The organism is uncultured Reyranella sp., assembly GCF_945957355.1.
GTDB lineage: Bacteria > Pseudomonadota > Alphaproteobacteria > Reyranellales > Reyranellaceae > Reyranella.
Genome location: NZ_CAMFKM010000006.1, coordinates 68,187 through 94,009, shown reverse-complemented (window position 1 = coordinate 94,009; position 25,823 = coordinate 68,187). Strand labels below are relative to the sequence as shown.

The following is a 25,823-nucleotide window of genomic DNA, read 5'->3' as shown; positions in this document are numbered from 1 at the left end:
CGCGCCCCTCAATCTCTTCTATGAAGAGCCTGATTCCGATCGGTGGGTACCATTCGACCGCTATCCGCGACGCATGGTGCGCTGGGCGCTGCGTGGTCCGAAGCAACCCGGCGGGACGATGCGCGTCTACCTCAACCTGTGCGCGGGCCTCGACCGTCTGAACGTGCCGTACCGGGTCAACGACTATGGGCATATCCGCGAGAATCCGCACGAACTGGCTTGCGTGGTCGGCCAGCCGCACGTGCTGGCGAAGCTTCCGCTGGAGACCCCCATCCTGTTCGGCACGTCGATCTACAATCATCCCAGCGACGATCCCGGCCTGCTGCGCCGCCGCAGGATATGCCGCGTCCTGGTACCGAGCCCCTGGGTGGAGCGGATGTTCTCGATCGTCTGGCCGGGCAGCATCAGTGTCTGGCCCTCCGGTATCGACACCGATCGTTGGTCTCCGTCGAAGCGTGCGAACAAGAACGTCGACGTCCTGATCTACGACAAGCTCGTTCGGCACCGCAGCCGTTACATGCGCACCATCGTCGAGCCGTTGCTCGACGAGCTCCGGCGCCGCCGCCTCTCCGTGGAAACAATTCGCTACGGATTCTACCGCGAGGAACGGTTGCACGATCTCAGCCGGCGTACGCGGGCCATGATCTACCTCAGCCATCACGAGACCCAGGGCCTGGCCGCCCAGCAGATGATGGCATCCGACGTTCCGCTCCTGGTGTGGGACCATGGCGGACTGTGGAAGGACCCGAAGTATGCGCCGCATCTCGTGCGATTCGGGCCGGTGACGTCGGTGCCGTACTGGGATGAACGGTGTGGCATGAAGTTCAAGGGCGGCAGCGACCTCCTGCCATCCTTCGACAAGTTCTGGTTTGGCGTCGAGGCGGGCCTCTATGCGCCGCGCGAGATGATTGCCGAGAACTTCACGCTCGAAGGCCAGGCAATGGCCTATCTGGCGCTGGTCGACAAATACGGACCCGGAACGACATGATTTGAATCAAGGCCCATCTTGGGGGCCATTCCGACCTGGCGACATTCGTCAAGGCGGCGCAAACGAAATAAACGAAGTAAACGAAACAAATGAAATGAATGTCGCACCCCCTTGAATCCCGACCCGTGGCGGCTGTTGGCGCAACAATGTTGCTCGCTGGTGCTTCCGCAATGCCTTTTTCAATAGCCTGCTAGCCGGCCGGAGGCGCGGCCCGTTCTCCCTTCAGGAGACGAAGCAACGCGCGCGGCAGTCCGAGTTCCACGAAGAAGCGGCGCGTAACGTCGTACAGGCCGTAGGCAAAGGCCCTGAAGCTGGCATTGGCGTGGATGACGATCCGGTAGTTCACGTCGATCGTGTCGGTGTACCAGGTCTTGTAGGCACCCAGGGTGCGCATGAAATCGAACATCGTTCGCGTTTTCGCGTAGTGATCGACGAGTGCCAGCAGCAGCGCCGCGCCGACGCGCTCGTGCTGGAACGCCCGATCGCGCGCCGGCATGTAGTAGTAGGCCTTCCGGTGGTCGATGAATCCGAAGTGCGCCGCCGCGATCTTTCCCTCCGACATCACGACGGAGAGATCGAGGTGATCTCGCATGCCGTCGCTGGCGACCAGCGCCTCGAAGAATTTCGCGTCCTTCTCCCGCCCCAGCGGACTGCCGGGCCAGGTCCGGATGTGCAGAGCGCGAAAGGCAGGCCAGAGCGTCTCGAAGTCGCTGCAGGCGACCCGTACCTCGAAGCCGCGCGCCGGCAGCGCCTCGAGCCGGCGGCGGATGCGGCGCAGCCGGCCGGTGTCCTCGGTCGCGCGCCCAGGCCTGAGGTCCCGCACCGCCACCGGCGTCAGTACGTGCGTGCGTACCGTCCAGTCATGATGCGCCTGCGCTGCATTCACGATCTGGAATGTCGTCGGATCGCGGCTGCAGAACTGCTGGAGGTCGAGTACGTGCCAACGATCGGCGTGGGCCCTGAGGAAATCCAGGATCGCGTTGACGGCGCGACCCCTGTGGACGCCCGCCCGGACCAGGAAATTCTGATAGTCGGCCAGCCCCGCGACAATCGTCTCGGCCACCGTGACGCCGATGCCGAACGATCGCGTGTGGCGAAGGCATAGCGGCGCGAGGGCCGCGATTCGGCCGTTGATGGCATTGCGCGCCACGACGATGAACAGCCCGTCGCCGGCCCGGCAGTGCCGGAAGAAGAGGAAGCTCCATTCCCAGCGATAGAAGATCTCCGGGAACTCCATCGCGTCGACCAGTTCGTTCCACTCCGTGCGCAGGCGCTCGAAAGCTTCGACCGACGTGACGAGTTCGACCGACAGGGACATGTCAGACGCGTCCCGGCTTGCGCGACATGTAGTAGATCCAGGGATTGGGATCGTGGCGCAGGCGCGGATCGTCGCCCGCCAGGAAATCGTAGCTCTCGTTGCCGGCACAGGCGATGTCTACCATGTCCAGCTGGCGGAGCTCGGCCACGCCGATGTCGGGCCGGACATAGTAGAGGGCCGATGACCGGAAGGAATGTGTGCCGTCGTGGACGCGACCCGAGGCGAGCGGCATGCGGTACTGCAGCAGGCCGTTCTTCGCCCAGAATACGCTGGACCATTTCAACGATCGCAACGTCTCGCGCAGACTGGTGTGAATGCGGAAGCGGAAACGATCGACGATCGAGGGGAGATAGTTCGAATTGTGGCTGGAGAAGACCATCAGGCCGCCGGGCCTCAGGACGCGGCGCATCTCGCCCAGCGCCTTCATGCGTTCGCCTCGGTCGAGATGGTCGATGCCGTTGTAGCTGAAGAGGACGAAGTCGTAGCTCTCATCCGCCGCGAAGCCGAGATGGCGGGCGTCGGCGACGGCGAACCGGAAAGACGGGAACGCCAGCCGGCAGTGCGCGATCATAGCGGCCGAATAGTCGACACCGAGATAAGTCCTGGCGAGCGGCGCGAAGTGGCGGGTGGTTCGTCCTCCGCCGACGCCGATGTCGAGCATGTCCAACCTGCCGAGAGAGGGACGGAGCTGCGCCAGCAGGGTCTCCTCCGGCTTCTGCAGTCCGTCGGGCCGGCCATAGAGCGCGACGATGTCGGGCGACTCGTAGGCGGCGCGGCTGAGGTCCGTGGCCGGGCCGGTCATGCCTTTCCCCATTCGGCATCCCAGTCGGTGATCGTCCCCCGACGACCGATCGTGCCGAGCTGAACCGGGAGGATCCGGTCAACGAGGCGGACCGGCAGGCGACGGCGCAGGGCCAGCACGAGGCGCAGATAGGACCGGTCGAAGTCGAAGGGGCGGCGCCGGCGGAGGCGGCTCGCGCTTGCGATCAGCCGGTCAGGATAGCCGCGCGTCGCGACCAGGGAGGGGGCATTCTGACTCACGAAGGCGGCCAGCATGCGCCGCTTGTCGGCCAGTTCCTGAGGCGACATCCGGAGCTTCAGGATGGTGCGTCCGTCGACGCCGTCGGGCGGTCCGTTGTAGGCGACAAGACCGAACAGCCAGCGCGCGGTGAGGGCCAGGACACGGTGCGGCGTGTTCAGGATCGAGACGTACGGACTGTATTCCGGCGCCTCGAACACTGCGAACCGGTCGGCGGGCGTGCGCAGCCGATCGATCAACGCCGCAACCATGTCGTGATGGACATGCCCGCCTTCGAAGGCCGGTGTGACGATCACGGTCGGCTTGAACTCGTCGATGACGTCACGCACGACGGCAGCAGCCCGGCGCAGTTTCTCCGGATCGCGACTTTCGAGCGGTGGCATGAGATTGAAGAAGCGCAGGTCGTCCTTGCCGAGGCCGGCGACGTTCCAGGCGCCGCGCGCTTCCGCCTCGCGCCGCGCGGGCAGGTCGGGCGTCTCATCCTGCGCCAGGTAGACCACGCGCGTAATGCCACCCAGACGGCTGTTGCGCAGGCCAAGCCCGCCAGCGGAGATGACGCAGTCATCTTCGTGGGGGGCGAGGATCAGCAGCCGGCCAGGCTCGTCCCAATCCATCCAGCGCTCGATCATGCGGATCCGCAGCAGGGCGAGAGCGGCGAGGGCCAGCAGCAGGGAGTAAAAGAGTGCCAAGGGCTGGGCGAACCAGAAGACGCCCGGAATACGCGTTGCCAGCCAGAACAGGGAGGCGGCGGCGGCCAGCAACGCCACGACGATCGACGGCCGGAAATCGATTCGGAGCTTCATTCGATCGCAGAGCCCATTCCTGCAACACCTATGCTATCAATTGCCCCGGTACATCAAGCCCTTGCGAATCAGTGGACGAGCCGTTGCGCCTTCTTCACGTCGTTCCGACCTATCTGCCGGCGGTGAGATACGGCGGGCCGATCCGTTCCGTCCACGCGCTCTGCAGGGAACTTGCCGCGGCCGGCCACGACGTGCAGGTCTTCACCACCAGCGTCGACGGTCCGTCGGATAGCGACGTGCCCCTGATGACTCCCGTCGATGTCGACGGGGTGAAGGTCACCTATTTTCCCAGCCGCGTGCTGCGCCGGCTCTACTGGTCTCCGCCGATGGGGAAGGCCCTCGCGGCATCGATCGCGGGGTTCGACGCCGTGCACCTGCATTCGGTCTTCCTGTGGCCGATCCTCGCCGGCGCCCGTGCGGCGCGCGCGCACGGCATCCCCTACGTGATCTCGCCGAGAGGCATGCTCGTGCCCGAACTGATCCGGCGGAAGAGTCGCTGGGTCAAGGAAGCCTGGATCCGTCTGATCGACCGTCCCAATCTGGAGGCCGCCGCGGCTGTCCATGCGACGTCGGCTATCGAAGCGCAGCACATCGCGAGCTTTGGCTGGCGCCTGCCGCCCATCGTGATGATTCCGCACGGCGTTGACGATCCACCGCCACCGTCGACGGCGGCGCTGTCTCCCGACGTGGCCGCGGCGATTTCAGGCGGTCCGATGGTTCTGTCATTTGGGCGGTTGAGTTGGGAGAAGGGGCTCGACCGGGTGATCGCAGCCCTTGCCGAGGCGCCTTCGGTGCGTGCGGTCATGGCCGGTGACGATGGAGGGCAGGCCGAATTCCTCGCGTCGGAGGCGGCTCGCCTCGGCGTCGCCGACCGGGTGACGATCATCGCACGGCATGTCTCGGGCGCCGACAAGGAGGCGTTGTTCGCGGCGGCACGTCTTTTCGCGATGACGTCGCTGTCGGAGAATTTCGGCATCGCCGCCTTCGAGGCCATGCGGCGGGGCGTACCCGTCCTGGCCACGCCCGATGTCGGCATGTCGGAGATCGTGCGCGATATTCAGGCAGGGCTGGTTGTCGACCCGACTCCTTCCGCCATCGCGACGGGCTTGCGGGTGATGTTCGCCGACCCGACCCTCTGCCGCCGGCAGGGCGAGACGGGGCGGACGCATGTAGTCGATCATTATGGATGGCCTGCTGTCGCCCGGCGGATGGCCGAACTCTATCGTTCGATCGCCGATGCGGCACGACCGGGAGCGGCCGCGTGACCGGGCTGTTCGAGCAGAGCCCGTTCGATCCGGTGAAGGAGCGCCGCATCGTCATCATCGCCGACTGGCTGCCGCCGGATTTCGGCGCCGTCGGGCAGTACATGCAGATGCGCGCGGAGAGGCTGGCGGAGCAGGGACACGAGGTCACGCTGGTCGGCCTGACGACGGGTGCCGGGTCGACGGTCCATGAAGAGAGAGGCAGGGGCCGCCTGACCGAAATCCGTCTCTCGGCACGTCCGGTCCCGCGGGGGTCGCTGTCGGGTCGCATGCTGTGGACGATCGCCACGAACGTGCGCCTGATCCTAGCGGCTTTCGGTTCACTGCGGGCAGCCGACGGCATCCTGTTCACAGGGTCGCCGCCGTTTCTCATTCACCTGCTGGTGCCCCTGAAGCTGCTGTGGCGCGGGCGGCTCATCTACCGGATCACCGATTTCCACCCGGAATGCCTGATCGCGGCGCGGGATCGGCCCTCACGTGCCCTGAGCGTGTTGCTGGGACTTACGAACTTCTGGCGCCGTCGGGTCGATGGCTTCGAGGTCCTCGGCGAGGATCAGCGACGGCGCCTGAGTGTGACGGGCGTTCCAGCCGAGCGAATTGCCCTGGTGCGGGATGGCTCTCCCGTCGCGTTTTCACCCGACGCTCAGATCGAGCCCCTGCCGGCGGACCTCGTCGGCAAGTGCGTGCTGCTCTATTCCGGCAACTACGGCGTCGCCCATGAGGTCGAGACCCTAGTACGCGGGTACGAACTCCATCACCGACAGGGAAGCGGGCGCGTTCTACTGTGGCTTTCTGCCACAGGGGCGGGCGCTGAGGAGGTCGCCAGGCGTCTTGGGAATGCAGGCTTGCCGTTCCATCGGTCATCCCCGGTGCCCTTGGAGAGGCTGGCCGGGTTGCTCCGGGCACCCGCCGCACACCTCGTGACCCTGCGCGATGCCTTCGTCGGCTATGTCATGCCGTCCAAGATTTACGCATGTCTCGAATCAGGCAGGCCCGTGCTATTCGTCGGAAGCGCAGATTCCGATGTCGATCTGCTTGCCCGCTCGATGCCTGCAGGATACTGGCGGGTTTCGTGCGGAGACGTCGAAGGCTTCGCGACCGCGCTCGAGGCACTGGCCGACTCCATGTCTTCAGGTTCCGGTCCAAGCCATCCATCGACTTGAGTGGGCGCGGATTCAGAAGTGCGGGTTATCCTGTTTGCGTTTTTGGTGAAGCTTCTTCTCGTGTTTTGCCACAATCAGGCTGCAGAATTTATTCGTTCTGAACCCTGAACGCTGGCGCCAAAGGCGGCATCAGGGGACCTAAGGCCCTTGGCTTTTTGCATGGGATTCGCTAGTTTGTATGCTTACTTGGGTGGGACCAAATCGAGCTTCTCGATGTGGGCCAAGTGGGTGTGATGCCTCCGTAAAAATGACCATATCGTCATACAGACATATGGTTGGGTTGGGTAACATGTTGAAAATTGCACTCAAGGCGCAGGGTTTCGCGGCAGTATCGGTCCTCCTCTGGGCCGTGGGCGCGTCTGCGCAAGTTGGCCCAGAAGTGGCGCAGGCGCCACCAGGGGCCTCCCAGCCGGGGGCAGCAGGTCCAAGCCAGCAGGGAACTGGGCCGATGCAAGGGGCCGGTCCGATGCAGGGTGCCGGCCCTGGTGGGCCGGCGGCCATGAACGGCGGGCCTACGAGCGATCCCCAGCAGGCTCAGCAGGCGCCGCAACAGGGTGGCGGTCCGCTCCAGAATGCCGGTCCTTTGCAGGGCTCTGGTCCAATACAGACGGCTGGCCCGCTCCAGAGCGCCGGTCCGCTCCAGAGCGGTGGCCCTCTCCAAAGTGCCGGCCCGTTGCAGAGCAACGGTCCGCTGCAGAATGCCGGACCGCTTCAGAATGCTGCGCCGTTGCAGGATACCGCCCCAGGTGCTGGTCCTCCGGGCGGACTTGAAGGTCTGACGACGGCCGGCGGTCCGCTGCTTCCGCCACCGAATGACACGCCGTACGATGGCGCCGCCTACGGTCCTGTCGGTGGTCCGACCTGGCAGCAGTACATTGCGCAACAACTGGGCCAGCCAGGCGGGACCACCGGTCCGACGCTCGCGAGCCTGGTGAACACCCTTCCGCCGCCGCCGCAGCAGCCGTCGTCGCCCTATACGCCGGTCTCAAATCCCCAGCCGCCGTCGCCCCCGTTCCCGGGTCCACCCGGACCGCTTCCACCGGTTATCTATGACCCGACGACGCCGCAGCAGCAGAGCCCAAGGTAGTGTCCGGGGGAGTCTGCGGGGAAGTTTTCTCCAGCCGACTCTCGGACCGCTACCCGGATGGCCTCGAGAACCCATGGCAATTCGTGCGCATCGATCGCAACTGATTTGGTCGCCTGTTGTCGGCTGGGTCCTGCTCACGTGCGTGGGATCGGTTGCGCATGCGCAGATGGAATCGGCGTCGCCCGCTGCAGAGATTCTCTTCGAGCAGACGCCAGCTGTGGATATTCCGGCGGATGTGCCGGTATCTTCGGCGGCGCCGGGCATTGGAACGAGCGAGGTCGGCATTGCCGTCGGCGCTTTCACCCTCTACCCGTCAATAGAGGTGCAAGCGGGGTACGACAGCAACGTCTACGCCACCGCAGCGCCGACCGTGGGATCGCCCTATACGCTCATCAAGCCGGTCGTCGAACTCAAGTCCGACTGGCTGAATCATTCGCTGCGCGTTGCGGCGGGCGGCGGCTTCGGCTTCTACTCGAATGCAACCTCCCAGAACTACTGGAACGGCTATGTTCAGGCGGACGGGCGCCTCGACATCCAGGAGGATTTCTATGCTACCGGCCTGATAGGCGTGCGCCGTCAAACGGAAGCCCTCGGCACGCCCAATGCTCTGGTCGCAAGTTCGCCTACCGTCGCCGATTCGCTCCCGATCGAGATTGGCCTCTATCAGCGCTTCAACAGGTTTTTCTACGATGCCAAGGTCTCGGCCACGCGTTACCGATACCTCGACAACAGCATCATTCCCGTGAGCGGCCTGCCGGGCGCGAGTCGTGATCGCATGGAGTATGAAGAGCGCATCCGGTTCGGCTACGAAATTGCGGATGGCATCGACGTGTGGGTCACGCCCGGCCTCAACCAGCGCATCTATGACCAGTTCATCAATGTCTATGGCCAGCAGCGCGATTCGAACGGCTGGTATGTGAACTTCGGTGCGACGGTCAAACTTTCGGAAAAGACCAAACTGGAAGGTTTCGTCGGGTACACCAACCAGACCTTCCTGGCGGACGGTTCGTCGACGCCGGCCTTCACATTCGGATTGACGGGCATCTGGAACGGCTATGAGCCGCTGACGATCAAGCCAGCATTCATGCGGTCAATCAACGAATCGGCGTACAGCAACTACCAGAACTACGTCTCGACGTCGCTTGGTATCGACTTCACCTACGATATCCACGACGCCTGGAAAATGGTGGGGGGTACGGGCATCAATATTGCGGAATACAACCCGGTTCCCGGCTCCGGTGTGGGGCCGCGCACCGATTACTACTGGCGCGCGTCTCTGGGTTTGCTGTATTCCCTGCGCCCACAGGTCCAGATCGGGCCCCTGTACGAACATACCAGCGGATCGTCGACCGACGTTGCCAATGGGGGGCCGTCGTTCACCAGGGAAGTGATCTCTATTCGAGTCGTTGGAGCGCGGTGATCCGGTGAATTTGCGCAATTTCCTCTCCCGCTGCCTCGCGCCGCTCCTAACGGTTGCCGTACTGGCCGTCAGTGCCTGCGATCCGCAGCCGCCGATGTCGACGATGACGATCCAGCAGCCGTCGCAGGGCACGCAGAACCTGCGGCTTGGCGAATACCGTGTCGCGCCCGGCGACAGGTTGCGCGTGACCGTCCTGTCGGATACGGAACTGTCTGGAGAGTACGAGGTCGACTCGACCGGCATGATTTCGCCGCGCATGGCGGGCCGTGTGGTCGTATTGGGCATGTCGATGCCGGAAATCGAGGCGATGCTGGCAGACCGTTATCGGTCCGGGGGCTATCTCCGAAATCCGCGTATCAGCGTCGACCTGGTGTCGCGGCGTCCGTTCTACATCATCGGCGAGATCAGCCGTCCGGGATCGTTCCCTTACGTATCAGGGATCAATGTCGTGCAGGCGATTGCAATCGCTGGAGGGTATACGCGGCGTGCCTCCAAGACCCGCATCACCATCCAGCGGTTCAATGCGCAGCAGGGTCAGGAAGAGACGGTTACCGAAGATTCCCCGGTGGGGCCGGGCGACATCATTCGGGTGCCGGAGCGTTGGTTCTAAAGGTTGGCGTAAGGCCTACGAAGTAGAGCTTCGGCGTAGGACTTGGGGATGGACGGTGTGGGGCCGTCCGTAGGTAGGGTCGGTGGCGTGCAAGATGCGGTTCCGGAAGGGACTGGTGCGTTGCGTCGTTTCGATCGGGTGTCGTCGCGAGTTGTCTTTTTCGCGGAGTGTCGTGGGATGGGATCGTTGCCTAGGGCGGACCACATTGTGGATGAGCCCAGCCAGAATCGTATGGTGCCCGCAGCGGAAGTGGCGGCGCTTGCGCCGGCGCGTCCCGTCGAAACGCCGAACGAGCTTTGGGAGTGGTTGCGACTGCTCAATCGCCGCAAGGCGTTGATCATCGGTTGCGGCCTCATCGCGACCGCGCTCATGGCGCTGGTGATCGCCCAGGCTACGCCTCTCTACAAGGCATCTTCGCGCATCATGCTCGATACACGGACGTTCAAGGTGGTGAGCACCGAGGCGGCGTTGTCGGGCGTTGATACGCTCAACATGGGTGCGATCCAGAGCGAACTGGAAGTCATCCAGTCCGAGTTCCTGATCGGCCGTGTCGTCGACAAGCTCGGGCTCGCGAACAATCCTGAATTCAACGGTACCAAGCCGCCGGGCTTCATCGACAATGCCCTGCAACCGCTGCGGGACTTGTGGAGCACCGGTATCTCCACCCTCTTGGCGCCTCCGCCGAAGCCGCAGCAAGCGACGCCGGCAACGGCGCCGGCTCGCGCTGGCCGGCCGTCCGAGGACAGCGATCCTCGGCGCCGCGCCGCGATCGGCGCCGTCGCCGGCCGGCTGAGCGTCACGCTGCTCGGCCGCACCTTCGTCATCTTGATCACCGTGGAAAGCCCCGACGGCACCATGTCGGCGCGCATCGCCAACGCGATCGCCGAGGCCTATCTCGCCGACCAGATCGATACCAAGAACGAGGCTAACCGGCGCGCCACGGAGTGGCTGGAGCAGCGCCTGGCGGAGCTGCGCCGCAACCTGCAGGTTGCGGAGGAGGCGGTCGCCGCCTATCGCCGCGACAAGGGGCTGGCCGGCAGTCCCGAGGGCGCCGTCTCGACTCAGACTCTGTCCGATCTCAACGCCCGCTACACCGCCGCCAAGGGCCGCCGCATTGAGCGCGAGGGCCGTCTGATCGCGCTCAGCAAGGCGAGCCTCAACCCGGGCGAACTCGCCAACATCCCGGAAGTGTCAGGCAACGCCACCCTGTCGGCGCTGCGCATCCAGGACGTGGACCTCACCCGCAAGAGCGCGGAGCTTTCGTCGCAGCTCGGCGAGAACCATCCGAAGATCCAGCAGGTCCGCAACGAACTTGCCTCGATCCGGGCTCGCTTCATAACCGAGACGCAGCGCATCACGCTCGCCGTCCGTGCCGAACTCGACGCTGCCAAGTCGGAAGAGGACGAACTCAAGGAACTGGTCGACAAGGCGTCTGTGATTTCCGGGGCTGCCAGCCAGTATGAGGCCGAGCTGAAGCAGCTGGAGCGAGAGGCGCAGTCCAATCGTACCCTGTACGAGGGATTCCTGACGCGCTTCAAGGAACTGCGCGAGCAGCAGGATATTCAGCGCGCCGATGCCCGTATCCTCGCCTATGCCCATCCGTCGGGTGCGCCGTCGTCACCGAACTACAAGACCGGCCTGATGGGGGCGTTCATCATCGGCTCGCTCCTCGGCATGGCCGGCGCAGTTGCTGCGGAGAAGCTGGACCGCGTGTTCCGCTCGGCTTCCCAGGTCGAGGAAGCCACCGGCGTCGGGGTCCTCGGTATGGTGCCGGAGGTCAAGGGACCGGCGACCACGCGTTCCAACGTCGTGGCACACGTGCTCGAGAACACGACATCTCCGGCCGCGGAGTCGATACGAGCCGTGTTCACCGCCATCAGTCTAGGCAGCCTCGACCGGCCGCCGCGCATCATCGCGATCACCTCGTCGACGCCGAGCGAGGGCAAGACGACCTTCGTGGCCGCGCTCGGCGGGTTGCTGACGAAGATGAACGCGTCGCGCCGCGTGCTTGTCGTCGATCTCGACCTCCGGCAGGCTCGTCTCTCGGCGGCGCTGGGACTCAAGGATCGTGGCGGGACGATCGACGAATACCTGATGGGCATCAAGACGCTGGAGGAGTGCACCCGGCGCCACGATTTGTCGGGGGTGGACTATATCTGTGCCCGGCCGAACACACCCAACGCGCCGGAAATCCTGGAGTCGCATGCCATGAAGGCGGCCCTTGGGGTTTTCGCGGAGCGTTACGATCTCGTGATCCTGGATGGGCCGCCAGTGATGGCGGTCTCGGACGCACGCATCATCTCGCGCCTTGCCGACTACACGGTCTTTATTGTGCAGTGGGCGAAGACTCCCCGAGAGGTGGTCAAAACGGCGATTTCGGCGCTGCTGAACGTGAGCAGCCATGTCGGCATCGTCATCAACCGCGTCAACCTGGCCAAGCACGCACGTTATGGCTACGGCGATCACGGTGACTACTATTCGCGGTACCGGGGGTATTACGGCTCGGGTATCGACGCGGCTGCCAATGCCGGAGGCCGACGGCCGCTGACATTGGCGTCGAAGAGCTAACTACACACCGTCTCACCTGGTGTTCCTCGGCGGCTGAGGAGTCACGCCGCAGAGATGTGGTTCTGGTGTCTCAGAGACGCCAGAGGGTGACGCCTTGGGGCGTGGTGGCCCGGTCGAGCAGGCCGGTGACGTCGGCTACGAAGCGGCCACCGGCCGGCTTCAGCAGCGGCTTCACGAGTGGCCAGCCGCCCTCACGATAGAGCCGGTGTGCGACCGCCAGAACGACGGCATCGGCGGGCTGCAGCGCGTCGAGCGGCGTTAGAGCGAGATCGTATTCCTCGTGCAACAGGCCGCCATCGGCCATCGGATCATGAAGCTGGACCGTGATCCCGAAATCCTCGAGCTCGCGGACGATGTCGACCACGCGGGTGTTGCGAATATCAGGGACGTTCTCTTTGAAAGTGACGCCCAGCACGGTGACGATGGGGCGGCCATTGCGGGAATGCCGCATGACGCTGCGCACCACCCGGTTGGCCACGTGCACGCCCATGCTGTCATTGACGCGGCGACCGGAGTGGATGACGTGAGGATGATAGCCCACTTCCTCGGCCTTGTGCGCGATGTAGAAGGGGGCGACGCCGATGCAATGGCCGCCAACGAGGCCGGGCTTGAAGGGCGGGAAATTCCACTTGGTCCCGGCCGCGTCGAGTACGTCGCGCGTGTCGATTCCGAGCCGGTCGGAAATCAGTGCCACCTCGTTGATCAGCGCGATGTTTATGTCGCGCTGGGTATTCTCCAGAACCTTGGCGAACTCGGCCACTTTGATCGACCCCGCCCGATGGGTGCCGGCCGTCACGACGTCGCGATAGGTTGCATCGACGATGTCGAGCGTCTCGGGCGTGTCGGCCGACACGATCTTCAGGATGTTGTCGAAGCGGCGCTCCTTGTCACCGGGGTTGATGCGCTCAGGCGAGTAGCCGACGTTGAAGTCGATCTTCCATTTGAGCCCGGAACTCCTTTCCAGCACAGGAATGCAGACGTCTTCGGTGACTCCGGGGTAGACGGTCGACTCGTAGACAACGATGTCGCCGCGCTTGAGCACCCGACCGATTGTCTCGGAAGCGCCTTTCAACGGGGTGAGGTCGGGCTGCTTGCTGGCGTCGATCGGCGTCGGCACCGTCACGATGTGGAAATCGCCGGCTGCAAGAGTCCGGCGATCCGAGGAATAGCTCAGGCCGGGCGCCTTGAGCAGGGCCGGCTCGACCTCTCCCGTGCGGTCATGACCACGCGAGAGCTCGGCGACGCGCCGGCTGTCGACGTCCACCATCCGACGCCCGCACGGCCGAAACCGGCGGCGACGGGCAGGCCGACATAGCCCAGCCCAATGACGGAAATATGCCGTTTCATTCGATCCATTTCTGACAGCTCATGCCACTCCTGGCATCTCCTTTTAGCGGTCTTTCCCGGTCGGCGGCTCGTCGCGGGCGAGTTGTCCGAGCTGGCCGAACATGCCCGCGAGATAGAGGCCGAGATTGACAGCGATCCAGGCGACGCCGAGCAGGTCTCCATAGCCGAAACTCGCTCCGGCGATGTCGAGCGGAACGGGCGGCTTTAGATAGAACGCGACATTGAGTGCCAGGAAGAGGCAGCGCACCTCCGTCAGACCAAAGCCGGCGCTGGCGAGATGGAAGGTGCGGGTGACCTCGGCCCGTAGAAGGGACTGAGCTGTCATCATCAAGTAGGTCACGAGCCCCATGGCCGCAACGTCCATGCGGACGAGCCCGGACAGGCCGAGGCCGATGGCGAACAGGAACTGGCTCAGCACGTCAATCGACTGGTCGAGGAAAAACCCGTAACGGGGCCGTTCTATGCCGCGCCGCCGGGCGACGGCACCGTCTAGGGAATCGCCGAACCAGTTGGCGATCAAGGCAGCATTCACCACCCAGAGCCATGCCGGATTCCCTGCTGCCAGCAGATAGGCGACAAAGGATGCGATGGAAGCCGCAAAACCGACCGCGGTCAGGAAGTCAGGCGCCATCCAGCGTGGCAACCGGGGGGCAATCCACGCAATAAGCCACTGCTCCGGTATCGACAGCCAGCCTTGGTTCGATCGTGTGAGTGGAATTTCGCGGTCGACGGGCATGATCTTCAAAGACTAACCCAATTCATGCGCCCCGTATTGTGGCAGGGGCCTGTTTTTGAGTTCGTCGATACCGCAGAGTCCCAGGGCTCGCCGTCTCGCCTACGAATTGGTCTATGCTTGGTCGAGTGGGCGGCGCGCGACGGCGTTCAATGTCGGTTTGGCTCGGGTCGACGGCAAAATTCTCGCGGATCCGGCAATGGCCGGCGACGCCATCCAGATCCAACTCTATGCCGAGCTGTCTTCCTCGCCGGGCTCGACGCCGACGCGTGGCGGCGGAGTGACGTGATCGAGGTCGCGGCAGGGTGCGGTGGCGGGTTACTCTACCTGTCGAGACGGCATCGTCCGCGCACCGTCATCGGCGTCGATACCTTGAATTACTTCGTGGAAGCGGAGTTTCATGAGTGAGGCGGTCCGGTGCCTGAAACCCTTAGGACGGATTCTCCTGGCCGAATCGTCGACGACCTTTGCAGAGGTCCGGCAGCGCTTCCAGCGCCTGGCGGGAGTGGGAGAATTGACGGTCGACACGCTTCGCGACGTCTCGGACGGTGCCAGACGATCGCTGCGCGAGCAAAACGCCCGCGCCAGCCGCGCCGTCGCCTGCGTGCCGCGCTTCTTGCGCCGCAGCGTGGGCGAGCTGCTGATCGTCGAGGGCAGCGAGCGTTCTCGCCGAGGGCAGGTTGGCGAGCTTTGTTTCGCAATGGCCGTGCTACGCCGGCAGGCCGCCGGGCGCTGAGTTATCACGCTGCGAGCCTTCGTTCGCGAGCCGCCGGAACCATCACGATCAGGGTCGAGATCGGAACCAGGGCGGAAGAGGAATCGAGGCCACCTCGACCCGCCGTAACACCTCCCGGTCGATGAGCTGCCACTGATACGGCAGGATATCGAAGACGAAGCCGTGTTGAAGAGGGAGCCGTTCGCCTAAGGGCCCACGTGAAAGCGGGTGTCCTTCATACCGCGGCGGCGGATCGCTTCGGGCACGAGCAAGCTGAGGCGCGAGAGCCAGAAGGGGACGAAGGGGAAGCCAATCATGGCCCGGTTGCGGCGCAGGCCGGTGAGAATCCGCGCCGCCGCGTCGTCAGCCGAGATCTCGCCGGGGCGGGGCCCCAGATGCCGGCCCGCCATTGCGGTGGCGACGAAGCCCGGGCAAGCGACGACCACCCTGATTCCTTCCGCCGCGACGGCATCCCGCAGCGCGAGCCCGTAGGACAGCAGGCCCGCCTTGGAGGCCGAATAGGCGGGTGCGTCGGGCAGGGGCACCAGGGCGGCAAGCGAGGCTACGAGGACGATGCTGCCGCGCCTGTTCCGTTGCATGGCGGGCAGCACGAGATGGACGACATCGAGTGTCGCCAGGAGATTGGTTTCGAGTACGCGGCGCGCGACGCTGCCGCGCTCCACGGTCTCGTCTGCTGATCGTCCATCGAGGATTCCAGCATTGGCGATGAGTAGGTCGATCGCCGTCTCGCGGCCGCCCTCCACGAGGACGGCCCGGAGCGCCTCGGTGTCCGATACGTCAACGCTGGCAATCCGGCAGATCGCACCCTTGGCCCGGCAGGCGGCTGCCACCGCTTCGAGGCGGCCGGTATCGCGGCCCAGCAGGGCGAGCGTGCGGCCTGGTGCGGAGAGTGCCCTGGCGAGAGCCGCGCCGATGCCGCTTGACGCGCCGGTGATGACGATCGACCTGAAGTTCATGTTGCGGTCAGCGGCCGGCGATGGTGCTGACGAACGAAGAGCCGCTGCGAATCTTCGGCAATTCCTCCGCCACGGCATCGATCACTGCGCCGATCTGCTCGGGCGAATGTTCCGAGGTGACAAAGAACCGGAGGCGCGCCTGGTTCTCTGCGACCCCGGGGAACACTGCCGGCACGACGTTGAAGCCGCGTTCCAGCAGGCGCTCCGATAGCATCACCGTCTGTGGTGAGTTGCCGACGATAACCGGAATGACCGACGCGCCAATGCTCAGCCCCGTATCGAGACCGCACGCCCTGGCCTTCTCGAGCAGGGCTAGCCCGTTGCGGCGAAGCGCGGCCGCACGCCAGGGCTCGCGCATCATGACGTCGACCGCGGCCGTGGCCGCCGCAGCCACCGGCGGCGAAAGGCCGACACTGAAGACGAAACCCGGCGACGTATATTTGATCAGTTCGATGAGGGCGCGACTCCCCGCGATGTAGCCGCCCGCCGCCGCCAGCGTCTTGCTGAGCGTGCCCATCCAGATCTCGACGTCCGCCGGATCGACATCCTGCTCCTCAGCGACACCGCGACCGGTACGGCCGAGTGCGCCGGTCGCGTGCGCCTCGTCGACCATGAGCCACGCATTGTAACGGCGCTTGAGCTTGATCAGGCCGGGAAGGTCCGGCACGTCGCCATCCATGCCATAGAGTCCCTCGACGACGATCAGGGCCCGGCGATAGCGTGCCCGGTTGAGCCTCAACGCGCGCTCGAAGGCGTCGAGATCGTTGTGCGGGCAGAGGACTCGCTTGGCGCCGGAAAGCTTGGCGCCCTCGACGATGCTGTTGTGGATGACGGCATCCGCCACGATGAGATCTTCCGGCCCCAGCAATTCGCCGATCACCGACACGTTCGTCCCATGGCCGCTGACGAAGGCGATGGCGTCCTCTGTACCGCTGAGTCGCGCAAGAGCTGCCTCCAGATCGCGATGCACCCGCCTTTCGCCGGCCGATAGCCGGCTCGCCGATACCGAGGTTCCGAAGCGATCGATTGCGTCCTTCGCCGCTGCCGCAATGTCGGGATGCCCGTTCAGGCCGAGATAGTCATAGGAGGAGAAATTCGCGACCGTTCGCCCGTCGATCGACGTGGTGCTGCCGGCGCGCCCATCATGCAGGCGGTAGAATGGGTTGCCAATCCTGGTGATGTCGCCCACCGCCTTCCAGATCTTCAGGATCTCGTACTCGGCGAGCGTCGTGAAATCGAAATCCCGTCTTCCACCTGTCGCCGGACCGGCGCTCGACCGAGCCTGAGGAGCAGCGGATTGACCAAGTGCCTGCCGTACCCGATCGACCGTCTCCTGGGCGGCATTCGATCGCGGCTGGCTCATAGCGGGCCGTCGATCTGCTTGACGCGCTGCATTACGGCATTGATGGCCGCGCGCTGCTCCGAGGTGTCCGCCTTGGCTGCCTGGTCGGCGAAGTGACTGGAAGACAGGGTCGCTAGCGTGCTGGGCACCGCCTCGCGAGTCGCCTCGCCCGTCACGAGTGGCGTGACGCGGCGCGCCACATCGGCTGGCGTGATGCCGCTCGCCAGGGACATCATCGGCAATTCGATCTGGAGCGATGCCTCCACGGTCGTGCGCAGCTCGAGCATCATCAGCGAATCCATGCCGATTTCGGCCAGGGGCCGATGGCGGTCCACTTCCTTCGGCGGCAGACGGAGAACGCGTGCGATCTCCTCCACGACGATCTCCAGCAGGGCCTCCGTCGCCTCTTCCTGCGGCATGGCGCGCAATCGCTCGAGGGTGATGGCCGCTTGGCCGGCCTGCCGAGACACGGCGCCGGAGTCGACGGCGTTGAAGGTCGGAGACCGTACCGCCGCGAGCTCCCGCTTTGCCATGGCCCAGTCGATCCTGGCGATCGCACAGACGTCGGCAAGCTGGTTTCCTTCAGCGCTGAATGCCCAGTCGAGCCCGTTCAGCGCCATGCGGGATGGCATCAACGTCGAACCAAACCGCCGCTTCAGGCCCGCGTTGGCCTCGATGTGCCGCGCCAGATAGCCGGCATCTTCGATTGCTCCCCAGGCGACGGCGAGCGCGGGAAGGCCCTTCGATCGCAGGCGACGAGTAACGCCTTCGATGAACGCATTGCCGGCAACATAGTTGTACTGTCCCGGATTGCCGAACAGCGTCGTGGCAGACGAGAAGAACAGCAAGTAGTCGAGCGCCAGATTTCCGGCGATCTGTTCGATATTCAGGGCGCCTCGGGCCTTGGGCTGCAGGACCGTTTCGATCGACTCGCGGTCGATCCCCTGGATCAATCTGTCATCGAGAACCATCGCGGCATGTATGATTCCCCTTATCGGGAGGTCGCTGCCAAGTTGATCGACGAAGCGGTCGAGGGCGCTGGCGTCCGTCACGTCGATGGCCGCCATTTCCACGGTCACGCCCTTCTCGCGCAACGTGTCGACACGGCTGGCGACGGAGTCGGACAGGTGGCCCGAACGGCTGATCAGAGCGATGCGACGGGCGTTGCGGTCTGCTAGCCATTCGGCGGCCGCGAAACCAAAGCCGCTGGTACCGCCGATCACGACGTGCCAACCCTCGGCGTCGACCGGGAAAGTATTGGCGGGCGACTCGAAGACGGTGGCCTGCCGGGCCGGCGTCACGACGATCTTTCCGATATGGCCGGCGCGCTGCATAAGCCGGAATGCCTCGGCGATATGGGCGCCGTCGAAGACACGATGGGGAAGGGGTGAGAACTGGCCCTCGGCGAAGAAGCCGATCACGTCCCTGAAAAGCTGCCGGGACAATGCCCCGTGAGCGCCGATGAGCTGGTCGATGTCGACACCGAAGTAGCTCAGATTACGGCGCAATGGCCGCAGTCCGAGGTGGGTATTGGCGTAGAAGTCGCGCTTGCCCAGCTCGATGAAGCGACCGAACGGCCTGAGGCAATCCATCGAACGAATCATCGCCTCGCCGGCCAGCGAATTGAGGACGACGTCGACACCCTTGCCGTGCGTGAAACCCATCACATCTTCGGCGAAGGCGAGGGTGCGCGAGTTGCAGACGAAGTCGGCACCGAGGCTGCGCAGCAGGGCGCGTTTCTCACCGCTGCCGGCCGTCGCGATGACGATTGCGCCCCGCTGTTTGGCAATCTGCATGGCGGCCAGTCCCACGGCGCCTGCGCCGCCATGGATCAGGACGGTTTCGCCGGCTTCGAGGCGCGCGAGATGGACGAGCGAGTAGTAGGCTGTGAGGAATGCGACGGGCAGCGTCGTGGCGTCCTCGAACGACAGCTGGCTCGGCAACTTGCTAACCGCGAAAGTCTTCGCAACGAGGTGGGTGGCGAAGGCGCCGGGCGCGAAGGCAAGGACACGATCACCGACCACCAAACCTTCGACATCAGGCCCTGTAGCCACGACCGTGCCTGCGCACTCCATTCCAAGGCCGGGACCGGCGTAGCCGTCTTCCAAGGCCTCTTCCGGCAGAAGGCGCAGGTTCCACATCACGTCGCGGAAGTTGAGCCCGGTGGTCGCGACCTCGATTTCAACCTCATCGGCCCCCGGCACCCGGCGCGGCTCCGGAACCCAGCCAAGCGCGCCCCGGCCCGAGCCCTGCCGCGTCACGAGGCGCAATGCCATGTCTCTGGTCGGAGGCTGTAGCGGGCATGGAGCGGCGATCGACCGCTCGACACGAAAGACCGTGCGGTTGTCGCCCAGGATGAATATCTCGCGTTCCTCATCCGGACCCAGCATCTCGTCGGCAGCCCGTCTGATCACGTGCAGCCGCGGCTGACCCGCCAGGCCGAGGCAGCGAATGTACAGGCCCGGATACTCGTTGCGCGCAACACGCGTCGCGGCCATCAGCGCACACCAGAGAGGCTGCTCGAGAGGTACGAGTCCATCCGCATGGCCGAAATCAACGACTATCCAGAGGCGTGCTGACGTATCCGCCAGCCGTCGACATTGGTCGGCAATCGCGTCGAGATGATCGGTCAGGGCCTCGACGGGGTCTCCAGAGTCGTCGTTCGCCGAGATCGACAGCACGAGATCGGTCGTCACCGCCTCGTCGAGTCGCGTGGCCTCGGAGCCGCGATGGCCGATGAGGGCCCGGAGGTCGGCTGCCGCAGAGCCCTGCCAGTAAAAAACGGATGGTTCGGACGCTACTGGAACGTTGCGATCGATACCGCTGCCGGCCCGGCCATGAATGATTACGCCGATGCGAGCCTCGCCGAGAGCGGGAGATACCGAAATTGGTCCGAAGCCCGCCGCTTCGAGTTCGTCGATCCATTCCTGGTCGGTCAGCAGGGCACCGACCGGGAATTCGGCATTTGCCGAGCGCGCCCACCAGCGCCGCCGGCTGCCACGAACGATGTCCCAGAACGCACTGGGCGCCAACTCGCCCGCGATGAGGGGGCCATCGGGACGCAGCAGCCTAGTAATGATCGCGATCCCGTCGTCGCCGCCGGCAGCGGCCTCGCTCAGGGCATCGACGGCGAATGCGAGGTCAAGCGAAGCAGGACGCAATGTCTCCAGTTGTGACCAAGCCAGGCAACGAACCAGTGGGGCGCCATCGCCGATGGCGGCGCGGGCCTGTTCGAGGCGATCATCGTCCAGATCGGTCAAGGTGATCTCGACGTTCGCGAAGCGCGTACCGAGGTCGACGGCCGTGGCAAAATGATCGGCGCCGATCATCAACAGCCGCAACAGACGCTTGTTGTCGTGATGCGCCAGCACGGCTGCCACGTCGCGCATGACGGCAGCGCGCAGCCATCCAATCTGATTGGAGGCCACGCCCAGATTGCGCCAGTGCGGCGAGCCGAGCTCGCTCACGGCAGTCGGATCCCCGTCGCTCAGGCGACCGATGATGTTCTCGAGACGCGAGACGCTGGCGGCTTCCGCACCCATCGTCGGGTGGCGAAGCAACAGCGTGCTGACGATGGAGTCGATCTCGGGAAGATCACAGGAAGGAACCAGCACGCGAGCGCCATCGAGATCCACGGCAAGGTTCTTGGCCTCGAGTTGCCAGAGCAGTGCAGTTCGGAGGAACGAGGCCCACGATGCGCCATCACCAACATCCGCTGGCTCCTGGTGATCCTGCGATTCGCCTGACGGCCGGTTTCGGAGTGCAGACCAAGTAGCGCGTAGCGTTCCGGCCTCCAGCAGAAGCAAAGCTTCCGAGAGGGCGGCGGCGCTGCCTGCGGGCCGCTCCGCGGCCACATGCCGCAAGGCGAGGTGCGTGGGCTTGCCGGCGCGCTCCAGATACCAGGCGGCGGTGCGATAGCTGAGCGACTTGGGATCGGTGGCCAACTCGGCGGGAGCTTCGACGAGTCGGACGTTTTGGGCGGTTGCGACGATTGTTCCGCTCTCGTCCCAGAGGTTGATATCGACGACAATCGAGCTCAGCGACTGTCTGAGGGTGCGTGCGGTGACGCACGTAGCGATTGTGCCGGGCTTGAACACGCGAACGCAGCCGAAACGGACAGGCAGCATGCGCTTCATCGGCATGTCTGCCACGCCCGCCTCTTCTGTGGCGAACAGGGCGTGGAACGCGGCATCTAGCGCCGTGAGGTCAATGATGCTCGTCCCGCTCACCAGTGCTTCCGGCCGATGGAGATTGGCGACCGCGAACTTTGGCTCGGGGAAGGCGACCTGCCGGACGCGCTGGAACGTCGGTCCATAGTCGAAGCCTAGATCGCGCGCCCAAGCATAGACGCTGCTCTGGGGGACGATGATAGCATGTGCCGGCGTCGCCGGCGGGAGGGTTGCCTTGCCGGCGATCGGCGAGAGGCCGATGCTGCCCCTGGCGTTGAGAGTCCAGTCGGCGCCGGCGCTTCCGCCGCGCTGCCGCGACAGCAATTCGACGATTCCCGTCCCGTGCGCCAGCCGGACGCAAATCTCGAACGTGATCTTGCCCTCGAAGACGAGCGGCCGAAGGATATCCAGGTCGCGGAGCTCCAGGGCTCCTTCCGGATGGGTTTCACGCGCTGCATCCAGCATGATCTCGACATAGGCCGTCGCCGGAAGCACCGGGACATCGCCGACCCTGTGGTCGGCAATCCAGGGGTAGAGCGCGGGATCGACCGTGGAATACCATTCGGCACTGTCCTTGCGGAGACCGGCGCCGAGCAATGGATGGGCATGAGGCAGCAACGTGGTACTGGCTTCGTCGGTCGTCGACACCTTGAATTGGGTATGCTGCCATGGATAGAGCGGCAGGACGATCGCGGAAGCCGGAGCAGGGCCGAAGAAACGCTGCATCTCGATCTTGCCGCCGGCCAGCGCAACCTTCGACGCCGCCCGCTCGATCGGATCGAGCGGCGACTGCCCATCGCTCTCGCTCAGCGTTTCGATGACGACGCCTCGCGCTCCGGCTTCGCGGAGCACGTCGCGCACGTAGCTGGCCAGAATGGGTCTCGGACCAATTTCGAGAAATACGCGGATGCCGTCGTTCAACAGGCTGTTCAGCGCCGGCTCGAACTGGACGGGCTCACGGACGTTACGCCACCAGTGTTCTGCACCGAGCATTTCTGGAGCAACTGCGCCGCCGGTGACGGACGATAGGAACTTCTTGTGGGGAGGCAGTGGGCGCAGCCCGTGCAGCTCGTGCAGCAGCGGACTACGAACAGGATCGATCAAGGCGCAGTGGAATGGATAGTCCAGGTCGAGCCGCCGCGCACTGATCCGCATGTCGGCCGCGGCCTGAAGCACGCGATCGATGTCTGCAAAGGTCCCCGAGACGGTGACGCTGCGCCAGCTGTTGATGGCCGCAATCTCGACACTGTGCGCACCGGCTGTCTTGAGAAAGCGCCGGGCCTCGCGATCGCTCAGCATCAGCGCCGCCATGCCCCCGCTGCCCCGTACGCTTTCCTGATTGCGGCTGCGGGCGACCACGACGTCGATTGCCTGATCGAGGCTGAGTGCGCCGGCACACCAAGCCGCGGCGATCTCGCCGACGCTGTGGCCCAGGGTGGCGCTCGCCACGATGCCTCGCTCTTCGAGCGCACGTACAGTGGCGACTTGCAGTGCGAGGAGCAGGGGTTGCGAGTAGGTTGCCCGCCGCAGGCGTGGCGCGAGATCATCGGCGAACAGAGTATCGACGATCGACCATTTCTGGGCCTTGGCGAAATGACCGTCTACGTCCCTGAGCGCCTCGCGGAAGACCGGATTGCTCTGCCACGCGTCGCGCCCCATGCCTGCCCATTGCGAACCGTTGCCGGAGAAGAGGAAGGTGAGAGGCTGATCAATGCCCAGCGCCTGGCCGATGAGGACCGCGGTGGTCTCCTCGCCATTCACGAAAGAAGTCAGATGATGCTGGATTTCGTCCGCCGTCTCGCCCCTCGCGACGAGGCGGTGCGGTAGCGCATCGCGCAGATAGGCTGAGGCCGAGATCAAGGCCGTGGCTTCGCGTGTCGTAGCGGGCCAAGCCTCTACGTAGCGGCTTGCAAGGGCGGTCAGGGCGTCGCCATTGTGGGCCGTCAACAGCAGCGGTGGAGGCGTTGCGGCATTGCCGACCTGAACCAGATGTGCGACGGCTTTCTCGCTGCGCAGGATGACGTGCGAGTTGGTGCCGCCAAATCCGAAGGAATTGACGCCGACTAGTTCCGGGCCCCGTCGATCTGCCAATCGGCGGTTTTGGGCGATCACCTCGAGATTGAGTTCGTCGAACGGAATGTCGGGATTCGGCGCGCGCTGATGCAGGGTCGCTGGGACGAGACTGCGATCGAGCGCCATGATCGATTTCAGCAGACCGGCCAGCCCTGACACCGGCTCGAGGTGGCCCACATTCGATTTCACCGAGCCAATCGGCAGGGGCTGCGTACGCTTCTGCGCGAGGCCCTTGCCGAGCGCGTCGGCCTCGATGGGATCGCCGACTCGCGTGCCGGTGCCGTGCGCCTCGACGAACCCTAGGTCGGCAGGGTCCACACGGAAATCTCCGTAGACCTGCTCCAGAAGCTGCCGCTGTGATTCGGCGGAAGGTAGGGACATCCCGGTCGTGCGACCATCCTGGTTGACGCCGGAGCCGACGATCACCGCATGGATGTGGCTGCGGGATTTGAGGGCCGAGGACATCGAGCGCAGCACCACGACGATCGCGCCTTCGGCGCGGACATAGCCATCCGCGGACGCGTCGAACGGTCGGCAGAGCCCGGTCGGTGACAACATGGAAGCGCGGGAAAAGCCGATGTAGGAGAACGGCGACAGGAGCAAGTTCACCCCGCCGACGATCGCCGTCTCGATGGCGCCGCTGCGGATGGCTTCCGCCGCGAGATTGAGCGCGACGAGAGAGGACGAGCAGGCAGTATCGACCGCCAGGCTCGGACCTTTCAGGTCAAACGTGTAGGAAATGCGATTGGCCATGATGCTGAGCGAGTTGCCCGTCATCATGTGCATTCCGGCGGCGGAGGGATCGGCGAAGAAGCGCGCTGCGTGGTCGACCGAGGATGCGCCCACATAGACGCCGACGGGACTGCCTGCCAGAAGCGATGGGCGGATGCCCGCGTGCGCCAGCGCGTCATGGGTCACTTCGAGGAGATGGCGATGCTGAGGGTCGACCTGCTCGGCCTCTCGCGGGCTCATACCGAATGCAGTGGCGTCGAAGCCCCACACATCGTCGATTACGCCGGCGGCGAAAGAATAGCTGCGCCCGATCTGGTCGGGAGAAGGGTGATAGAATGTCTGGGGCGGGAAGCGGTCGGGCGTGATCTGGGTGACACTGCAAACATTGTGGCGCAGGAGTTTCCAAAAGCCGTCACTGTCCCGCGCGCCGGGAAGACGGCAGGCATAACCGACAATCGCTACTTCGTCCCGACGCTTCATTAGAAGGCTCGTTCGCCGACGCAGCAACACGTCGTCTTCGACCCTGCACACAACATCATCAAATTCCTTCTCCCCAGCTCGATACCCCCAGCGCCGAACGCAAGTAACACTAAACTACTGACCAAAACAAAACTCGAAATTGTGTTGTTCCTGCGTCGAACCTGTCGACAGACGGCTATCTCCATTCCGGAGAGGGCACAATAATTATATGATAAACAAAACAGTGAAATTGTGCGACGCAATATGTATGCTATGAAGTGATGAAATGGTGAAACTGCCGTTAATTTAGGGGTTTGGTCGCCCCTGGTTCATGGCTGAATGCAGCATCTCCTTAAAGAGCAGCGATTCTCGCGAATCATCAATTGCGGCTAATGTGCATTTCGAGCATGTCTTTGACTGGCAATGTACCGGCTAGCCAATGCATATGCCTGCGATATCAGACCTCGCTCCACTACTCGGCCAGCCGCCTCGCAATTCGCTTCGATGCTCACGGGTAGAGGTGTAAGCCGCAACGCCAGCCGCGTTGTTCGGCGCCGGAGAATGGGTCGGATTGAGCCCTGAGGGAACTCGCCGAATTCATACCGTATTGTCGGGCGGCTATGCGGCAACCGACTTCAACTTCGCATCGCTCCCGGAGGTCATCGACTTCTCGTAGGAAAGGAGCGCAGGCAAGGCCTTGCTCGCGGCAGGGTTGAGTGCTGTGGGTCTTTGCGGCGAGGCGAACGCGATCCTGGAAGACATGCTCGGTGCTACACCCTCGAGCGCTATCACGAATGGTGTGCGTTCAACGGTCGGAATCTGAACCTGATGGGGCTGGATGCGCGGCGAGACAGCTCTCATCAGAGACCTCACATTCGCGTGATCGTCCACCCCATCGACGAGGAAGCTGCCAAAGCGCTTGACGCGACCTTCGCCTCGCTCCAGCGGCAGAACTACCCGAATTGATCGCTAGCGCTCGTCGATACGGAGATGACATATCGCGGGGATCGACAGGTCC

Annotated in this window: 14 protein-coding genes and 1 pseudogene; 7 read left to right on the top strand and 8 right to left on the bottom strand. The window is 64.3% G+C overall.

Features of this window, described 5'->3' with window-relative positions:
• Positions 1-73 precede the first annotated feature (73 nt).
• A complete protein-coding gene (locus tag Q0Q48_RS11875) occupies positions 74-988 on the top strand; it encodes a glycosyltransferase family 1 protein (RefSeq protein ID WP_295137755.1) in 915 nt (304 codons plus the stop codon).
• A gap of 190 nt (positions 989-1,178) precedes the next feature.
• On the opposite strand, the gene Q0Q48_RS11870 is transcribed toward Q0Q48_RS11875, so the two are convergent.
• Genes Q0Q48_RS11870 through Q0Q48_RS11860 form a run of 3 tightly spaced genes read right to left on the bottom strand, consistent with a single transcriptional unit; the run spans position 1,179 to position 4,148 of the window.
• Positions 1,179-2,306 carry a GNAT family N-acetyltransferase gene (locus tag Q0Q48_RS11870; protein ID WP_295137753.1) on the bottom strand — a complete coding sequence of 376 codons (1,128 nt, stop codon included), beginning with the start codon at positions 2,304-2,306 and terminating at the stop codon, positions 1,179-1,181.
• 1 nt (position 2,307) lies between these two features.
• Positions 2,308-3,108 (bottom strand): class I SAM-dependent methyltransferase, encoded by an 801-nt coding sequence (locus tag Q0Q48_RS11865; RefSeq protein WP_295137751.1) that lies wholly within the window; start codon positions 3,106-3,108, stop codon positions 2,308-2,310.
• Positions 3,105-4,148, bottom strand: coding sequence for a PIG-L family deacetylase (locus tag Q0Q48_RS11860; RefSeq protein WP_295137748.1), 1,044 nt, complete (start codon positions 4,146-4,148; stop codon positions 3,105-3,107). The genes Q0Q48_RS11865 and Q0Q48_RS11860 overlap by 4 nt, the downstream gene beginning before the upstream one ends.
• Positions 4,149-4,231: 83 nt before the next feature.
• Between Q0Q48_RS11860 and Q0Q48_RS11855 the strand changes: the two genes are divergently transcribed.
• The 5 genes from Q0Q48_RS11855 (at position 4,232) to Q0Q48_RS11835 (ending at position 12,258) form a co-directional block, all read left to right on the top strand.
• Positions 4,232-5,413: a glycosyltransferase gene (locus tag Q0Q48_RS11855; RefSeq protein ID WP_295137746.1), complete on the top strand. Its 1,182-nt coding sequence runs from the start codon at positions 4,232-4,234 to the stop codon at positions 5,411-5,413.
• Complete coding sequence (locus Q0Q48_RS11850) at positions 5,410-6,573, top strand: glycosyltransferase (protein ID WP_295137744.1); 1,164 nt, start codon at positions 5,410-5,412, stop codon at positions 6,571-6,573. Before Q0Q48_RS11855 ends, Q0Q48_RS11850 begins: the two co-directional genes overlap by 4 nt.
• Positions 6,574-7,733: 1,160 nt before the next feature.
• Complete coding sequence (locus tag Q0Q48_RS11845; RefSeq protein ID WP_295137742.1) at positions 7,734-9,080, top strand: outer membrane beta-barrel protein; 1,347 nt, start codon at positions 7,734-7,736, stop codon at positions 9,078-9,080.
• Positions 9,067-9,690, top strand: coding sequence for a polysaccharide biosynthesis/export family protein (locus Q0Q48_RS11840; RefSeq protein ID WP_295137740.1), 624 nt, complete (start codon positions 9,067-9,069; stop codon positions 9,688-9,690). Before Q0Q48_RS11845 ends, Q0Q48_RS11840 begins: the two co-directional genes overlap by 14 nt.
• A 234-nt stretch (positions 9,691-9,924) precedes the next feature.
• Entirely contained in the window at positions 9,925-12,258 is a 2,334-nt protein-coding gene (locus tag Q0Q48_RS11835) for a polysaccharide biosynthesis tyrosine autokinase (RefSeq protein ID WP_295137738.1), read from the top strand.
• 70 nt (positions 12,259-12,328) lie between these two features.
• Here Q0Q48_RS11835 and Q0Q48_RS11830 read toward each other — a convergent pair.
• A pseudogene (locus Q0Q48_RS11830) lies at positions 12,329-13,605 on the bottom strand (nucleotide sugar dehydrogenase).
• A gap of 43 nt (positions 13,606-13,648) precedes the next feature.
• The gene (locus tag Q0Q48_RS11825; protein ID WP_295137736.1) at positions 13,649-14,341 is read right to left on the bottom strand and encodes a CDP-alcohol phosphatidyltransferase family protein; all 693 of its coding nucleotides are present in this window, start codon (positions 14,339-14,341) and stop codon (positions 13,649-13,651) included.
• A 397-nt stretch (positions 14,342-14,738) separates the two neighbouring features.
• On the opposite strand from Q0Q48_RS11825, the gene Q0Q48_RS11820 reads away from it, so the two are divergent.
• Positions 14,739-15,074: a hypothetical protein gene (locus Q0Q48_RS11820; protein WP_295137735.1), complete on the top strand. Its 336-nt coding sequence runs from the start codon at positions 14,739-14,741 to the stop codon at positions 15,072-15,074.
• A 185-nt stretch (positions 15,075-15,259) separates the two neighbouring features.
• On the opposite strand, the gene Q0Q48_RS11815 is transcribed toward Q0Q48_RS11820, so the two are convergent.
• The 3 genes from Q0Q48_RS11815 to Q0Q48_RS11805 are packed head-to-tail and all read right to left on the bottom strand — an operon-like array spanning position 15,260 to position 24,826.
• On the bottom strand, positions 15,260-16,030 hold the full coding sequence (locus tag Q0Q48_RS11815; RefSeq protein ID WP_295137733.1) for an SDR family NAD(P)-dependent oxidoreductase: 771 nt from the start codon (positions 16,028-16,030) through the stop codon (positions 15,260-15,262).
• Positions 16,031-16,037: 7 nt separating this feature from the next.
• On the bottom strand, positions 16,038-17,393 hold the full coding sequence (locus tag Q0Q48_RS11810; protein ID WP_295137731.1) for an aminotransferase class I/II-fold pyridoxal phosphate-dependent enzyme: 1,356 nt from the start codon (positions 17,391-17,393) through the stop codon (positions 16,038-16,040).
• A complete protein-coding gene (locus tag Q0Q48_RS11805) occupies positions 17,390-24,826 on the bottom strand; it encodes a type I polyketide synthase (protein WP_295137729.1) in 7,437 nt (2,478 codons plus the stop codon). Before Q0Q48_RS11805 ends, Q0Q48_RS11810 begins: the two co-directional genes overlap by 4 nt.
• Positions 24,827-25,823: the final 997 nt, after the last annotated feature.

What these genes read in the sequence shown, in the direction of transcription:
- Q0Q48_RS11875 (WP_295137755.1), top strand. Translation starts at nt 74, where the DNA reads ATGGTGCGCTGGGCGCTGCGTGGTCCGAAGCAACCCGGCGGGACGATG.
- Q0Q48_RS11870 (WP_295137753.1), bottom strand. Translation starts at nt 2,306, where the DNA reads ATGTCCCTGTCGGTCGAACTCGTCACGTCGGTCGAAGCTTTCGAGCGC.
- Q0Q48_RS11865 (WP_295137751.1), bottom strand. Translation starts at nt 3,108, where the DNA reads ATGACCGGCCCGGCCACGGACCTCAGCCGCGCCGCCTACGAGTCGCCC.
- Q0Q48_RS11860 (WP_295137748.1), bottom strand. Translation starts at nt 4,148, where the DNA reads ATGAAGCTCCGAATCGATTTCCGGCCGTCGATCGTCGTGGCGTTGCTG.
- Q0Q48_RS11845 (WP_295137742.1), top strand. Translation starts at nt 7,734, where the DNA reads ATGGCAATTCGTGCGCATCGATCGCAACTGATTTGGTCGCCTGTTGTC.
- Q0Q48_RS11825 (WP_295137736.1), bottom strand. Translation starts at nt 14,341, where the DNA reads ATGCCCGTCGACCGCGAAATTCCACTCACACGATCGAACCAAGGCTGG.
- Q0Q48_RS11820 (WP_295137735.1), top strand. Translation starts at nt 14,739, where the DNA reads ATGAGTGAGGCGGTCCGGTGCCTGAAACCCTTAGGACGGATTCTCCTG.
- Q0Q48_RS11815 (WP_295137733.1), bottom strand. Translation starts at nt 16,030, where the DNA reads ATGAACTTCAGGTCGATCGTCATCACCGGCGCGTCAAGCGGCATCGGC.
- Q0Q48_RS11810 (WP_295137731.1), bottom strand. Translation starts at nt 17,393, where the DNA reads ATGAGCCAGCCGCGATCGAATGCCGCCCAGGAGACGGTCGATCGGGTA.
- Q0Q48_RS11805 (WP_295137729.1), bottom strand. Translation starts at nt 24,826, where the DNA reads ATGAAGCGTCGGGACGAAGTAGCGATTGTCGGTTATGCCTGCCGTCTT.